The organism is Streptomyces sp. NPDC050085 (assembly GCF_044460595.1).
Taxonomy (GTDB): domain Bacteria; phylum Actinomycetota; class Actinomycetes; order Streptomycetales; family Streptomycetaceae; genus Streptomyces.
On the sequence record NZ_JBITJZ010000008.1, the window covers coordinates 235,823 to 250,096 of the forward strand.

13 protein-coding genes and 1 tRNA gene are annotated in these 14,274 nt (G+C 72.0%); 6 read left to right on the forward strand and 8 right to left on the reverse strand.

Annotation, left to right across the window (positions count from 1 at the left end; translation table 11 throughout):
- Positions 1 to 76 precede the first annotated feature (76 nt).
- The 5 genes from pth to ACIBUY_RS28690 all read right to left on the reverse strand — a co-directional run bounded on the left by pth (position 77) and on the right by ACIBUY_RS28690 (position 4,295).
- Entirely contained in the window at positions 77 to 670 is a 594-nt protein-coding gene (gene pth, locus ACIBUY_RS28670; RefSeq protein WP_365566200.1) for an aminoacyl-tRNA hydrolase, read from the reverse strand.
- 83 nt (positions 671 to 753) lie between these two features.
- Positions 754 to 1,344: a 50S ribosomal protein L25/general stress protein Ctc gene (locus tag ACIBUY_RS28675; protein ID WP_365566202.1), complete on the reverse strand. Its 591-nt coding sequence runs from the start codon at positions 1,342 to 1,344 to the stop codon at positions 754 to 756.
- Positions 1,345 to 1,534: 190 nt separating this feature from the next.
- Positions 1,535 to 2,512, reverse strand: coding sequence for a ribose-phosphate diphosphokinase (locus tag ACIBUY_RS28680; RefSeq protein WP_365566204.1), 978 nt, complete (start codon positions 2,510 to 2,512; stop codon positions 1,535 to 1,537).
- Between the two features lie 120 nt (positions 2,513 to 2,632).
- Complete coding sequence (gene glmU, locus ACIBUY_RS28685; protein ID WP_365566206.1) at positions 2,633 to 4,105, reverse strand: bifunctional UDP-N-acetylglucosamine diphosphorylase/glucosamine-1-phosphate N-acetyltransferase GlmU; 1,473 nt, start codon at positions 4,103 to 4,105, stop codon at positions 2,633 to 2,635.
- A gap of 118 nt (positions 4,106 to 4,223) precedes the next feature.
- Positions 4,224 to 4,295 (reverse strand) — tRNA-Gln (locus ACIBUY_RS28690).
- Between the two features lie 163 nt (positions 4,296 to 4,458).
- Between ACIBUY_RS28690 and ACIBUY_RS28695 the strand changes: the two genes are divergently transcribed.
- Positions 4,459 to 5,766 carry a histidine kinase gene (locus tag ACIBUY_RS28695; RefSeq protein ID WP_365566208.1) on the forward strand — a complete coding sequence of 436 codons (1,308 nt, stop codon included), beginning with the start codon at positions 4,459 to 4,461 and terminating at the stop codon, positions 5,764 to 5,766.
- Between the two features lie 158 nt (positions 5,767 to 5,924).
- On the opposite strand, the gene ACIBUY_RS28700 is transcribed toward ACIBUY_RS28695, so the two are convergent.
- Both ACIBUY_RS28700 and ACIBUY_RS28705 read right to left on the reverse strand, forming a co-directional pair.
- Positions 5,925 to 6,434, reverse strand: a complete 510-nt coding sequence (locus tag ACIBUY_RS28700; RefSeq protein WP_399154168.1) for an SUKH-3 domain-containing protein — start codon at positions 6,432 to 6,434, stop codon at positions 5,925 to 5,927.
- Positions 6,434 to 6,988 carry a YwqJ-related putative deaminase gene (locus ACIBUY_RS28705; RefSeq protein WP_365566211.1) on the reverse strand — a complete coding sequence of 185 codons (555 nt, stop codon included), beginning with the start codon at positions 6,986 to 6,988 and terminating at the stop codon, positions 6,434 to 6,436. Before ACIBUY_RS28705 ends, ACIBUY_RS28700 begins: the two co-directional genes overlap by 1 nt.
- Positions 6,989 to 7,229: 241 nt before the next feature.
- Here ACIBUY_RS28705 and ACIBUY_RS28710 point away from each other — a divergent pair, with 241 nt between their 5' ends.
- The 5 genes from ACIBUY_RS28710 to ACIBUY_RS28730 all read left to right on the forward strand — a co-directional run bounded on the left by ACIBUY_RS28710 (position 7,230) and on the right by ACIBUY_RS28730 (position 13,130).
- Entirely contained in the window at positions 7,230 to 8,222 is a 993-nt protein-coding gene (locus tag ACIBUY_RS28710; RefSeq protein ID WP_365566212.1) for an SMI1/KNR4 family protein, read from the forward strand.
- 7 nt (positions 8,223 to 8,229) lie between these two features.
- Positions 8,230 to 10,782 (forward strand): SUKH-4 family immunity protein, encoded by a 2,553-nt coding sequence (locus tag ACIBUY_RS28715; RefSeq protein WP_399154169.1) that lies wholly within the window; start codon positions 8,230 to 8,232, stop codon positions 10,780 to 10,782.
- A 69-nt stretch (positions 10,783 to 10,851) separates the two neighbouring features.
- Positions 10,852 to 11,838 carry an LCP family protein gene (locus ACIBUY_RS28720; RefSeq protein WP_365566215.1) on the forward strand — a complete coding sequence of 329 codons (987 nt, stop codon included), beginning with the start codon at positions 10,852 to 10,854 and terminating at the stop codon, positions 11,836 to 11,838.
- Between the two features lie 126 nt (positions 11,839 to 11,964).
- Entirely contained in the window at positions 11,965 to 12,861 is an 897-nt protein-coding gene (locus ACIBUY_RS28725; RefSeq protein ID WP_365566216.1) for a cellulose-binding protein, read from the forward strand.
- A 44-nt stretch (positions 12,862 to 12,905) separates the two neighbouring features.
- Positions 12,906 to 13,130 carry a hypothetical protein gene (locus tag ACIBUY_RS28730; protein ID WP_399154170.1) on the forward strand — a complete coding sequence of 75 codons (225 nt, stop codon included), beginning with the start codon at positions 12,906 to 12,908 and terminating at the stop codon, positions 13,128 to 13,130.
- A gap of 36 nt (positions 13,131 to 13,166) precedes the next feature.
- Here the strand turns inward: ACIBUY_RS28730 and ACIBUY_RS28735 are convergent, their stop codons facing one another.
- Positions 13,167 to 14,198 (reverse strand): NlpC/P60 family protein, encoded by a 1,032-nt coding sequence (locus tag ACIBUY_RS28735; protein ID WP_365566219.1) that lies wholly within the window; start codon positions 14,196 to 14,198, stop codon positions 13,167 to 13,169.
- Positions 14,199 to 14,274: the final 76 nt, after the last annotated feature.

A 14,274-nucleotide genomic window follows, 5' to 3' on the forward strand; every position in this document is an offset into this window, starting at 1 on the left:
TGACCCGGCGTACGGTCAACTCCCGCCGTCGGTATATCCGTACAGGTCAGGAGTTGTTCGGGCAGGAGTCGCCCGGTCAGGAGTTGTACGTCGACTGCGCGCGCTCGAGTCCTTCGGTGACGAGCGCCTCGACCGCGTCGGCCGCCCGGTCCACGAAGTAGTCGAGCTCCTTGCGCTCGGCCGACGAGAAGTCCTTGAGGACGAAGTCGGCGACCTGCATCCGCCCGGGCGGGCGTCCGATGCCGAACCGCACCCGGTGGTAGTCGGGGCCCATCGCCTTCGTCATCGACTTCAGACCGTTGTGCCCGTTGTCGCCGCCGCCCAGCTTCAGGCGCAGCACGCCGTAGTCGATGTCCAGCTCGTCGTGGACGGCCACGATGTGCGCCGTCGGCACCTTGTAGAAGTCGCGCAGGGCCGTGACGGGGCCGCCGGAGACGTTCATGAAGGACATCGGCTTGGCGAGGATCACGCGGCGGTTCGCGGGCCCGGGCGGACCGATCCGGCCCTCGACGACCTGTGCCTGGCCCTTGGTCGCCCGCTTGAACTTGGCGCCCATCCGGCGCGCGAGCAGATCGGCCACCATGAAGCCGACGTTGTGCCGGTTCATCGCGTACTCGGGACCGGGGTTGCCGAGCCCGGCGATCAGCCAGGGGGCGTTCTCGTCGGACATGCGCCTTCCTTAGGTAGGGATAGCGGTACGGGGTGGCGGGCCATGCCCGCCACCCCGTACGAAACGGCTCAGTCGCCGAAGGCTCAGGCCTCCGCGGCGGCCTCGTCGCCCGCGGCCTCGGCCGGGGCCTCCTCGGCCTGCGCCGACACGACCTGCAGGACGACGGCGTCGCCGTCGACGGCCAGCGTGGTGCCGGAGGGCAGCGTGATGTCCTTGGCGAGGACGGCGGAGCCGGACTCCAGGCCCGCGATGGAGACGGTGACCGACTCGGGGATGTGCGTGGCCTCGGTCTCGACCGACAGCGTGTTCAGCACGTGCTCGAGCAGGTTGCCGCCGGCGGCGAGCTCGCCCTCGGTGACGATCGGGAGCTCGACGGTGACCTTCTCGCCGCGCTTGACGAGGAGCAGGTCGACGTGGACCAGGAAGCCCTTGATCGCGTCGCGCTGGACGGCCTTCGGGATCGCCAGCTCGTTCTTGCCGTCGATGTCCAGGGACAGCAGGACGTTCGGCGTGCGCAGGGCGAGCAGCAGCTCGTGGCCCGGCAGCGTGACGTGGACCGGCTCGGCACCGTGACCGTAGACGACGGCGGGAACCTTGTTGTCGCGGCGGATGCTGCGGGCGGCACCCTTGCCGAACTCGGAACGGACTTCGGCGGCGATCTTGATCTCGGCCATGTGCTCTTCACTCCTCGTAGAACTGGGGAAAGGGTCACCCGGCCACGAACGGCCTGCTACGAAGAGCGCGTCGATAACGGACCGCCGTACGCAGACGCGTACGGCCTCCCTCGCCGAGCAACTTCGACAGCTTACTCGGAGTGGGAGGCCGCACCCAAATGGATCTTCAGCGACAAGATCTCTTACGGGATCAGGCTTCGCCCTCGAAGAGGCTGGTCACCGAGCCGTCCTCGAAGACCTCGCGCACCGCGGAGGCGATGGTCGGGGCGATCGACAGGACCGTGATCTTGTCGAGCTCCAGCTCGTTCGGCGTCGGCAGCGTGTTCGTGAAGACGAACTCGCTGACCTTCGAGTTCTTCAGGCGGTCCGCGGCGGGGCCGGAGAGCACACCGTGCGTGGCCGTCACGATGACGTCCTCGGCGCCGTGCGCGAACAGGGCGTCGGCGGCGGCGCAGATCGTGCCACCCGTGTCGATCATGTCGTCGACCAGGACGCAGACGCGGCCCTTCACGTCACCGACGACCTCGTGCACGGTGACCTGGTTGGCGACGTCCTTGTCGCGGCGCTTGTGGACGATCGCCAGCGGAGCGCCGAGGCGGTCGCACCAGCGGTCGGCGACGCGCACGCGGCCGGCGTCGGGGGAGACGACGGTCAGCTTGTCGCGGTCCACCTTGGCGCCCACGTAGTCCGCGAGGATCGGCAGCGCGAACAGGTGGTCCACCGGGCCGTCGAAGAAGCCCTGGATCTGGTCCGTGTGCAGGTCCACGGTGAGGATCCGGTCGGCGCCCGCGGTCTTCATCAGGTCCGCGATCAGACGCGCCGAGATCGGTTCACGTCCACGGTGCTTCTTGTCCTGCCGCGCGTAACCGTAGAACGGCACGATGACGGTGATGGAGCGGGCCGACGCGCGCTTCAGCGCGTCGATCATGATCAGCTGCTCCATGATCCACTTGTTGATCGGAGCCGTGTGGCTCTGGATCAGGAAGCAGTCGGCGCCACGGGCGGACTCCTGGTAGCGGACGTAGATCTCGCCGTTGGCGAAGTCGAACGCCTTGGTCGGAACGATCCCGACACCGAGCTGGTGCGCGATCTCCTCAGCAAGCTCGGGGTGGGCGCGGCCAGAGAAGAACATCATCTTCTTCTCGCCCTGCGTCTTAAGCCCGGTCACAGCACTAGTCTCCTCAGACGAGTTCGTCCGCCGCAGCTGCCCGCGCGTCCCTATAGCAGCGAGCCAGGCGAATCGTGAGCATCTATCACGGTACGCCGTGTCGGACGCACCTGTTTCCGGTCAGCCTTCGCCGACCGTGTCCTGGGCGTCCTTCGAAGCCGCCTCGGCCGCCTTCGCGGCCGCGCTCCCGGGACGCTTGCGGGCCACCCAACCCTCGATATTCCGTTGCTGGCCCCGGGCGACGGCCAGCGAACCGGCCGGTACGTCCTTCGTGATGACCGACCCGGCGGCGGTGTACGCGCCGTCCCCGATGGTGACAGGCGCCACAAACATGTTGTCCGAGCCGGTCTTGCAGTGCGACCCGACGACGGAGTGGTGCTTGCTCTCCCCGTCGTAGTTCACGAAGACGCTGGCGGCGCCGATGTTGGAGAAGTCACCGATGGTCGCGTCGCCCACGTACGACAGGTGCGGCACCTTCGTACCCTCGCCGATCGTCGCGTTCTTGGTCTCGACGTACGTGCCGATCTTCGACTTGAGGCCGAGGCGCGTACCGGGACGGAGGTAGGCGAAGGGGCCGACGGAGGCCTCGGGGCCGATCTCCGCGCTGTTCGCCACGGTGTTGTCGACGCGGGCGCCCGCGCCGACCGTGGTGTCCGCGAGCCGGGTGTTGGGGCCGACGACGGCGCCCTCGGCGATGTGCGTGGCGCCGGTCAGCTGCGTGCCGGGCAGGACCGTCGCGTCCCGCTCGAAGGTCACGGTCACGTCCACGAACGTGCTCGCCGGGTCGACGACCGTGACGCCGTCGAGCATCGCGCGCTCCAGCAGCCGGTCGTTGAGGATGCGGCGCGCCTCGGAGAGCTGTACGCGGTTGTTGATGCCGGCGATCTCGCGGTGGTCGCGGGCCACGGAGGCGCCGACCCGGTACCCGGCCTCGCGCAGGATGCCGAGCACGTCGGTGAGGTACTCCTCGCCCTGGCTGTTGTCCGTGCGCACCTTCTTCAGCGCGTCCGCGAGCAGCAGGCCGTCGAAGGCGAAGACGCCCGAGTTGATCTCGGTGATCGCGCGCTGCGCCTCGGTCGCGTCCTTGTGCTCGACGATCGCGGTCACCGCGCCCGAGACGTTGTCACGGACGATGCGGCCGTAGCCGGTGGCGTCCGGGACGTCGGCGGTCAGCACCGTCACCGCGTTGCCGTCGGAGGTGTGCGTGGCGGCGAGGTCGGCGAGGGTCTCGGCGGTGAGCAGCGGGGTGTCGCCGCAGACGACGATGACCGTGCCGTCGACGGCGCCGTCCGGGCCGGTGCCGCGCAGGCCCTCGAGGCCCATGCGGACCGCGTGACCCGTGCCGTTCTGCTCGGCCTGTACGGCGGTCAGCGCCTCGGCGTCGACACCGGTCACGTGCGCGGCGACCTTCTCGCGCTCGTGGCCCACGACCACGACGAGCTGTTCCGGGCTCAACTCCCGTGCGGCGGCCAGCACATGACCGACCAGCGAGCGACCGCAGAGGTCGTGCAGGACTTTGGGGGTGGCCGACTTCATACGGGTGCCCTCACCCGCTGCGAGAACGACGACGGCGGCCGGGTGATTGGCGCTCACGGGTGTGCCCTTCGGCTGTGGATGCGTTGTGGGGTGGACATCCGCAGGATACCGGGGGGTTTGGCGGCGGAAATAAGGGCGGGGCCCGACCGTCCGGCCGGGCCCCGCTCGCGTACAGCTCCCCCGCCAGGACTCGAACCCGGACAAATGGCACCAAAAGCCACGGTGCTGCCAATTACACCACGGGGGATCAAACTCAACAGAACCGGACATTTGCCCAGGTCGGTCGATCAGGCACCCAACACTATGCCGTACCAAGGGCCTCCCATGCGACGGACCATGCGACGGAGTGGTGTAGGCCAGTCCGCAGAACTCACCGGAAATCGGGACGGGTGCGCCCGTAGTCTTGAGGCATGACCGCGACGGGGGAAGTGCACCGAGCCACGGCCGGGGGGCCGTGGTGGTGGGAGCGGCGGCGTGCTGCCGTGCTGGACGTGGGGCTCGGCGTGGCCTCCGCGGTGGAGTGCGCGTTCGAAGGGGTGCCGTTCGCGCACAAGGCCGGTCTGCCGGCCTCGGTGGGGATCGTCTTCGGTGTCCTCACGGGTGCGACGCTGCTGCTGCGGCGGCGCTGGCCGATCGCCGTGGTCCTCGTGTCGGTGGCGGTGACGCCGGCCCAGATGGGCGTGCTGCTCACCATCGTCGGCCTCTACTCGCTGGCGGCGTCGGAGATGCCGCGGCGGATCATCGGCGCCCTCGCCGGGATGTCCTTCGCCGGGACGCTGATCGTGTCGGTGGTGCGGGCGCAGCAGGACATGGCGGCCGGCGACCGGTTCCAGGTGGGCGGCTGGTTCGTGCCGTTCGTCGCCATCACCACGTCCCTCGGGCTCACGGCTCCACCCCTGCTGCTCGGCCTCTACGTCGGTGCCAGGCGCCGCCTGATGGAGTCGCTGCAGGAGCGCAACGAGTCGCTCGAGCGGGAGCTGCTGCTGCTCGCGGAGCGGGCCGAGGAGCGGGCCGAGTGGGCGCGCGGCGAGGAGCGGACCCGGATCGCGCGCGAGATGCACGACGTGGTCGCCCACCGGGTCTCGCTCATGGTGGTGCACGCCGCGGCGCTGCAGGCGGTGGCCAGGAAGGACCCCGAGAAGGCCGTGAAGAACGCCGCGCTGGTCGGGGACATGGGCCGCCAGGCGCTCACCGAGCTCAGGGAGATGCTCGGCGTGCTGCGGTCCGGGGATCCCGCGCCGGAGCGGGTGGCCGTACCGCTGGAGGCGGTGGGCGCGGCCGCAGCGGCGGCTGCCTCGCGGGCCATGGACGAGGCGGGCGACGGGCCGTGTCTGGCCGAGCTCGACGAGCTGGTGGGGCAGTCGCGGGCCGCCGGAATGGTCGTCGAGATGCAGGTCGAGGGCCAGGTGCGGGCGTATGCGGCGGCCGTGGAGCAGACGGCGTACCGGGTGGTGCAGGAAGCGCTGACGAACGTGCACAAGCACGCGGCCGGTGCGAAGACGTACGTCCGTCTCGCACACCGCGGGGCCGAGGTGGCGATGCAGGTGGAGAACGAGCCGCCGCCGGTGCCTGCGGCGGCCTCGGCGGCCGGTCTTCCCTCGGGGGGCAACGGGCTGATCGGGATGAAGGAGCGGGTCGCCGATCTCGGGGGTGTGTTCGTGTCCGGGCCGACGGATGCGGGTGGGTATCGGGTGTCGGCGGTTTTGCCTGCGGCCTAGCGGCCTAGCGGCCTAGCGGGGGCGCGTCTGCCGGGTGCGGGTTCGTCGCCGGGTGCGCCCGCCGTCGTGGCTGGTCGCGCCCCGCGGCGGAGCCGCTAATGACACAGCCCCGCGCGAGAAGCCCCACGCACCGTGAGTCGGCGACGTGACCGGCGAAGTTACGGCGACGGCTGGAGCCGAATCGGCTGGACCCCCGTGGTCAAGGTTTCCAGGGCGTGGTCGATCGACGGGCCCAGGTACCAGTCGCCGCTGTGGTCGAGGGCGTAGACGCGGCCCTCCGTGTCGATGGCCAGGAGGGCCTCCGAGCCGGACTCCGCGCCGAGCGGGCAGACCTCCGTGTCGAGGGCGCGGCCCAGGTCGCCGAGCGTGCGGGCCATGTGCAGGCCGTGCAGCGGGTCGAGGTGCGGCTGGGACGGGGCTATCTGGCGGCCGGGCCCGGTGGGCGTGAGGTGGAGGCCGCCGAACTCGGCCCAGGCCTCGACCGCCGCCGGGAAGACGGCGTGCCGGTGGCCCGCGGGGGAGACGTGGGTGCGCAGGGCGTCGGCCCAGAACTCGGCCTGCTTGATGTCCCAGCGCCCGGGCTGCCAGCCGGCGGCCCGCAGCGCGGCGTCGACGGGAACGGTGAAGCGGGTGCTCGAAGTGCGGTCCGCGGCGCGGGAGTTGGGCATCAGTGGGCGGCCTCGCTGTCGGCGGTCTCGGCGGTGGGCTCGACCACGTGGACGCCGAAGTGGGCCGTCAGCGCGGCGCAGGCGCGGCAGGGCCGGGCGAAGCCGCCGTGCAGCGGGTCCCCGTCCTCGCGGATGCGGCGGGTGGTGAGCTTGGCGTGCTTGAGGGCCTTGCGGGCCTCGCTCATGGTCATGGGTCTGCGCCGGGCCCGCTTCGACTTCTCGGTGCGCTCGGCGTCGGCGGCCTCGAGGTGGCGCGAGACGAGGATGGTCTCGGCGCAGCGCCCGGTGAAGCGGTCGCGCTGCGCGCTGGTGAGCGTATCGAGGAAATCCTGGACCAACGGGTGCAGACCGGGCGGCTGTTCGCCCCGGGCCGCGGTCGAGGTGAGGGTGGTGCCGCGCACCGAGAGGGCGGCGGCGACGGCGGGCAGGATGCCGTCGCGGCGGCCGCGCAGCACGGGGGCCGCGCTCTGGTCGGTGGCGCTCCAGCCCACGCGAGGATCGCCGCCGGGCGGCGCGTCCGCGGGCGCGGGTGGTTCTGCGGTGCCGGTGTTCATGTGGTGCTTCCCCTCCTGCAATCCCCCAGGTTGCCTGCACAGAGTGCCAAATGGGACGGCTGGTGCGGAAGCCGGTACCCCACGACACGCCCGATCGTCACGGGGTGGTGACAGTGGGGTGACTGCTGGTCATGGAACCGGAGCGCCGGTGACCGGTGTCGTACAACCGCATAGGCTGTCACGACCAAGGAACAAGCAGGGAACACCAGAACCGTCCACAGCGCCGCAGGGGGCAACCGCCATGACGACAGGTCGGCTCGGGCAGCAGACCGCGCCGCCGAACGCGGCCTATGCCGGGCAGGTAGTGAACTTCCCGGACCCGGTCCGCGCCGCCAGGCACCCGAGAGGGGTGCGGGTGGACGGCGACGGCTATCCGGACTTCTCGGCGTACGCGCGCGCCGCGGCCGAGATCGCGGAGCCGCCCGAGGGTTTCGGCGTCGACGAGCTGCGGCTCACGGACTACGTGTCGGCGAACGCGGCGCTCGCCGCGACGGGCCACGAGCTGTGGGACACGATTCCGCCGGTGGCGACGCCGCACGGCTGGACCTGGCACCACGTGCGCGCCTCGCGCCGCCTGGAGCTGGTGCCCGTGGAGGTGAAGGCGTTGCTGCGTCATCACGGCGGGCTCGCGACGGCGGCGGTGGACCAGCACAAGCGGGGCACGCGTCCGCTGCAGGACACCCGGCCCGCGCACTTCGGCCTGCCGAAGTCGGCGGTCGCGGTGACGGAGAGTCAAGTGCTCGGTGTGGAAGAGGACTTGGGGTACCGGCTGCCCGGCGCGTACCGCTCGTTCCTCAAGGCCGGTGGCGGGTGCGCGCCCGTCGGGACCGCGCTGGACGCCGAGTTGGGGCTGCTGATCGACCAGCCGTTCTTCACGGTGCGCGACGAGGCGGCGGTCAACGACCTGGTCTACGTCAACAAGTGTCTGCGCGATCACCTGACGAAGGACTACCTCGGCGTCGGCTTCGTGCAGGGCGGCATCCTCGCGGTGAAGGTGAAGGGCTCGGCGATCGGGTCCGTGTGGTTCTGCGCGTACGACGACGCGCGCGACGACGCCGACACCGCGTCCTGGACGGTGGCCGACCGGGTGGCACGGCTGCTGCTGCCGTGCGGTGACGACTTCGATGCCTTCCTGTCCCGACTGGCGGGAAATCCGCCGGAGTTGGAGACGGTGGCGAACTTGATGGTGGACGGCGGCTTCGCCCGCGCCGTCCCGGTCGAGGGTGGGGAGTGAGCTCGCGATGGTGACCTTCGCGCAGGCGCAGGAGCGCGCCGAGGAATGGATCAACGGAGAGGTGCCCGCGTACCAGCACCGCGAGGTGCGGGTGCGGGAGTTCGAGCTGGGCTTCGTGGTGTGGGCCGAGGACCGGGAGACCGGTCCGGTGTCCGACGGCGGCCGCCAGCGGCTCGTCATCGCCCGCGACTCCGGCGAGGCGACGCTGTGGCCCGCGCTGCCCGTGGGCGAGGTGATCAGGCGGTACGAGGAGGAGTACGGGCTGCCGGAGGCGTCCGCGGAGCCGGCCGCGCCGCGACCGCCCGAGCGGGTGGACCTGAACCAGACGTCGTTCCTGCTGAGTCCGCCCGAGTGGCTTCAGGAGGCGGCGGACAAGCTGGGGATTCCGGACCGCCGTTCGGCGTCCTCTTCCACCCAGTCCTCCTCCACCCCTGCCGCCTCCACCCCCGCCGCCAACTCGCCTGCCGCGCCTGCCGATTCGGTGCCCGAGTCGGTGCGTGCCCCCGTCGAGCCGCAGGTCCCCTCGCCCGCCGCCCCGGTCGGTGCGACGCCCTGGGCCGGTACGGACACGAACGGCGCGGGTGACGAGGACGACCGTTCGGTGCCGCTGCCCCAGACCGTCTTCTCGCCGCCGCTGTCCGAGGACACACCGCCGCCCGTCCCCGCCGACGCCAAGACCGCCCTGATCTCGGGCGGCAGCCAGCTCCCGCCGACCGCGGTGGCACCGGCGCTCGGTGACACGCCCGCCGCGATGCCGCCTCCGGTGCCGGGTACGGCCGTGCCGGCCACGCCGCCGCCCGGCGCCGTGCCGTCGTACGGGTACCCCGGTGGGGCGCCCGGGGCCAACACCCCGCCGCCTCCCGTGAGTTCGACGCCGCCGCCCGCCCAGGGCGCGCCGCGGGACGCCTCCGGGCGGCCGCTCGCGCCCGGTGCCGGGGACATCGCGGACGTCGCCACCAGCAAGGCGGGGCCCCCGCCGCGCGGTCCGCGCGGTGGCGGTGCGCAGACTCCGCCGCCGCCCAGCGCGCCCGGGGTGCCGGGTGCGCCCGGCACGCCCGGTGCTCCCGGTGCTCCCAGTGCGCCCAGTGCGCCCAGTGCGCCCAGCGCTCCGGCCGGGGGGTACATCCCTACGCAGATGGTGTCCTCGCTCGGTCCCGACGGGCAGCCGCAGGTCACGCCGCCCGGCGCGCCTGCCGCTCCCGCGCCTGCCGCTCCCACGCCTCCGGCCCCGCCCGGGTCGACGCCGCCGCCTCCCGGTGGCGGTGTGCACCACGCGGCGACGATGCTGGCAGGTCCGGCCGTCGGCGGCCCCGGTGCGCCCGGCCAGGCGCCGCCGCCGCCCGGTCCGCCCGGCGTACCGGGAGCGCCCGGTGGTCACACCCCGCCGCCCCCGGGTCCGCCCGGTGTGCCCGGTGGTGGTCACACCCCGCCGCCTCCCGGCGGCGGCGTCCACCACGCCGCCACGATGCTCGCGGGTCCCGGTGCCGCCGTCCCGCCGCCCGGCGCCATGCCGCCGCCCGTCCCGGGGCAGCAGATCCCCGGCGGTCCGCCCCCGGCGTACGGCTATCCGCAGCAGCCCACGGGGCAGCCGACCGTCGGCCCCGGCTACCAGGCCGTGCTGCGCTACCGCGCGCCCGACGGCTCCGAGCAGCAGCTCATCCGGCGGTCCGCGCCCGGTACGCCGCACCCGGAGTGGCAGATCTTCCACGAGCTGCGCGGCATGAACGTACCGGCGGACCAGGTCCTCGAGCTCCACACCGAGCTGGAGTCCTGTGCGCTGCCCGGTGCGTACTGCGCGCGCATGATCAAGGAGCAGTGGCCGCAGGCGCGGATCACCTCGATCGCCCCGTACGGCACCGATCACGCCTCGCGTCAGCAGGGCATGCAGCAACTCATCGCGCACCAGGGCGAGTTGCACCAGGTCGCCGACGGTCCCGCGCGGCTCGCCCCGGTGCGGGCGCCGCTGCCGCCCGCGCAGCCGTCGCCGCCGGTCCCGCCGGAGGCCATCGCGCAGGAGCTGGCCGCGGCCTTCGGGCCCGGCGTCTTCCGGTTCGACCAGCGGGCCGTGTCGCGCCAGGGCGTCCCGGACGTCGTCGCGCACACGCTCGTCGTGGCCGGACTCCCCGCCGACTTCGGGCCGTTCTTCTGGGCGCAGGCCCAGCCGGGCCGCCCGGTGCCGACGCTGGCCGAGCTCGCGCAGGAGCGCGGGGTGGCCCCGGCGTCGGACGCGGGCTCGTACCTGGTGATGGGCTCCGACTTCGGCAAGGCGATCTGCGTCCAGTACGGGACGGCGCACATCGTGGCCGTGCCGGTCGAGGCCGGTCCGGGCGGCGCCCCCGTGCCGCCGCAGTTCGTGAACAGCGGGCTGCCGGAGTTCGCGCGCTCGCTCGGCCTGCTCGGCCGCATGTGGCGCCTGCGCTACGGCCTGAACCAGGAGCAGGCGGGCCGCTGGACCGTCGACTTCCAGGCCCAGCTGAACGCGCTCGACCCGGCCGCCCTCGGCTCGCCCGAGACCTGGTGGTCGGTGCTGCTCGAGCAGATGTGGGACGGCCTGCTGTAGCCACGTAGGACCGGACGTGATCGGGGCGCTCGACCTGCGGAATCGGTCGGGCACCCCGATCATGCGGTCATGGCGGGCAGACGGACGCAGACCGGGGCGACGAAGAAGCGGCGCTGGCCCAAGCGCGTGCTGCTGACGCTGCTCGTCGTCCTGGTGCTGCTCGTCGGATACGGCACGGCCCTGTACTTCTGGGCGGATTCCCGGCTGCAGACCACCAAGGCCTTCACCGACTACTCCGGCCGTCCGACGGCGGGCAAGGGCACGGACTGGCTGCTCGTCGGCTCCGACTCGCGCGCGAACCTGACGCCCGAACAGCGCAAGGAACTGCACGTCGGCAACGACCAGGGCCTGAACACCGACACGATCATGCTCCTGCACTACGGGGACAGCGGCCCGTACCTGATCTCGATCCCCCGCGACTCGTACGTGTCCGTCCCCGGTCACGGCAAGAACAAGATCAACGCGGCGTACGCGCTCGGCGGCGCACCGCTGCTCACCCGGACCGTGGAGCAGGCGACCGGTCTGCACCTCGACCACTACGCGGAGATCAACTTCCTCGGTCTGGTGGACGTCGTCGACTCGCTCGGCGGCGTCACCATCTGCGTACCGGACGGGGGTCTGCACGACGAGAAGTCCGGGGCCGACTTCGACGCGGGCTGTCAGCACATGGACGGGGTGCAGGCCCTGCAGTACGCGCGGGCCCGCTACTCCGACCCGCAGGGCGACCTCGGCCGGGTCAAGCGCCAGCGGCAGCTGGTCGACGCGATCGCCGACAAGGCGCTGAGCGCGGGGGTCCTGATCCCGCCGTGGAAGCTGATCCCGTTCCTGAGCGCCTCCCTCGACGCGCTCACCGTCGACGAGGGCACCGGCATCGGATCACTGGGCACGATGGGCCTCAAGATGTCCGATCTGGCGGCCACGACGACCGTGCCGGTGGGCAGTGAGCCCTACGTCGCAGGGGTCGGGGACGTCGTCGAATGGAACCAGGGCGAGGCCGATCAACTCTTCGCCGCGCTGCGCGACGACACCACGATTCCGACTTTCGACAGCAATTGACGCATCCTTGACCGGGTAGGTCGGGTGGTGTGTTCATGTGCGCTCACGTGTGTCGCGTTATGGACGCTTCCGCTTGATCCACAAAGATGTGCGCCAATCGCGCAGAACGTCGCAGAGGGGATCGAGATGAGTGCATCGGCGCCGTCGCCGCACGGTTTCGTCGTCACCAAGGGGCGCAGTGGCCGTGGTTACCGTCCCGAGCAGGTGGAGGAGCGTGCGGCGCAGCTGTCGCAGTCCCGCGACGACGCGTGGGAGCGGGCCGCCCGGCTGACCGTTCTGCACAAGCAGATGGAGGCGGAGGCCGAGCGGCTGCGCACGGTCGTCGCCCAGCTCGCCCCGCAGACGTACGACACGCTCGGCAAGCGCGCGCAGTACCTGCTGGAGCTCACCGAGGAAGAGGCCCGCGCCGTCCGGCACACGGCGCAGACCGAGGCGCAGGCCTTGACGGAGGCGGCTCGGGCGGCGGGCCGCGAGGTGCGCGAGAGTGCCCGGGCGTACGCCGACGAGGTGCGCGGCGAGGCCGAGGAGCGGGCCCGGCGCCGGGAGACGGCCGGGCGGGCCGCCGCCGACGAACTGCGGGTGGCCGCGCGCCAGGACGTGAAGGAGATGCGGGGCGAGGCCCTGGCCGCGCTGCGCGAGATGCGGCAGCGCTGCGAAGGGGTCCTCGCCGACCAGGCCAAGGAGCACGCCGAGCGGGCCGAGGCGTTCGAGCGGGAGACCGCCGAGCGGGAGGCCGCGGTCGACGCGTGGGAGGCGGCCGGGGTCACCGCGGCCGAGGAGCGGCTCTCGGAGGCGAAGCGGGCGTTCGCGGAGGCCCGGGAGGCGGCGCGGCACGGGCAGGAGGACGCGGAGGCGACGGCGGCGGAACTGCTGGCGCAGGCCCGTGCCAAGGAGGAGCGGGTGTCTCGCGACACGGAGCGGGTGTTGCGCGAGCACGGGGAGGCCTGGGACGAGGTGCGGGCCCACATGGATCACGTGCGGAGTTCGCTGGCCGCTCTGACCGGGCGGGCTCCGGCCGAGTGAGCGGCGCGTAGGCAGCGCGTAGGTACCTGGTGAGTGCCGGTGCCTTGCCCTCCGCCCTCCTGCGCAAGGCGAACCTGCGCGTCCTCGGCAGCGGCCAGGGCTCCGTCCCCACCGCCGCCATCGTGTCCGAACTGCCCGCGCTGGCCGCCGAGATCGCGGCCGGCGCCCTCACGGTGCGGCCCGTGCCGATGCCGCTGGCCGAGGCCGGCCGGGCGTGGGCCGCCGACACGGGGGCCGGGGCCGGTGAGTGGATCGTGCTCGTGCCCTGAGGGACGAGCACGATCCACTCACCGGCCAGGCCCCGGTCAGCCGGTGACGCGGACCCCGAACTGGAACGGTCCGACCGTGCTCATCGACTCGTAGCGCACGTACGCGCCCGGGTGCGGGGCGTGCAGCACCTGGCCGCCGCCCGCGTAGAGGCCGACGTGCTCGGTGTTGCTGAAGAAGACCAGGTCGCCGGGCTTGAGCTGACTCATGCCGAGCCGGGGCCCCTCGTTGGCCTGCGTGTACGTGACCCGGGATATCTGGACCCCGGCCTGCCCGTACGCCCACTGCGTCAGGCCCGAGCAGTCGTACGAGTTGGGTCCGGTCATGCCGCGGGCGTACGGCTTGCCTATCTGGGTGGCGGCGGCGTTCAGGGCGGCGGCACCGAACCGGGAGGCGGCCTGCTCGTTGCCGAGGTCGACGCGGCCCGCCGAGGAGCGGCTGGCGCGTGCGTCGTCGTCGGCCATCTGCCGGCGCTCGGCGGTGGTCAGCGTGTTGAGCAGCTTCTGCGCCTTGCTGAGCTTGCCCTGGATCTCCCGCTTCTTCTTGCCGAGTTCGGTGCGGGTCTCGGAGAGGTCCTTGAGCTTGCCTGCCGCCTCCGAGCGCTCCTGGGCCAGCGTGCGCTGCTTCGCCTGGACCTTCTTCAGCGACTCGAGCTGCTGCGCGGACAGCGAGTCGAGGGTGGCCGCCCTGTCGAGGTAGTCGTCCGGGTCGGCGGAGAGGAACAGCTGGACGGAGGGGTCGATCCCGCCGGTGCGGTACTGCTCGCTGGCCATCGCGCCGAGGCCCTTGCGCAGTTCGTTGAGCTCCTCCTGCTCGCGCGCCACCTTGTCCTGGAGCGCGCCGATCTCCTTCTCCAGCTTCTCCTGCTTCTCCTTGGCGCCGTCGTACTGGTTGGTGGCGCGCTCGGCCTCTTCGTAGAGCTTGTCGACCTTGGCCTTGACCTCGCTCTTCGATGGCTTGGGGGCCGCGTTGGCGGCCTGCGAGGTGAGTGCCACGGCTGCGGCGGCGGTCGCGGTGAGCAGTGTCACGCGGGCGCGGTTCGGTTGCTTGGGTCGACGGTGGGACGCCACGAAGGCGAGCTCCTCTTCATCCGAAGGCGGGTTCGACCTCCGACCCTAGTGACCTTCCCGTGACCTTTGAAAGCCT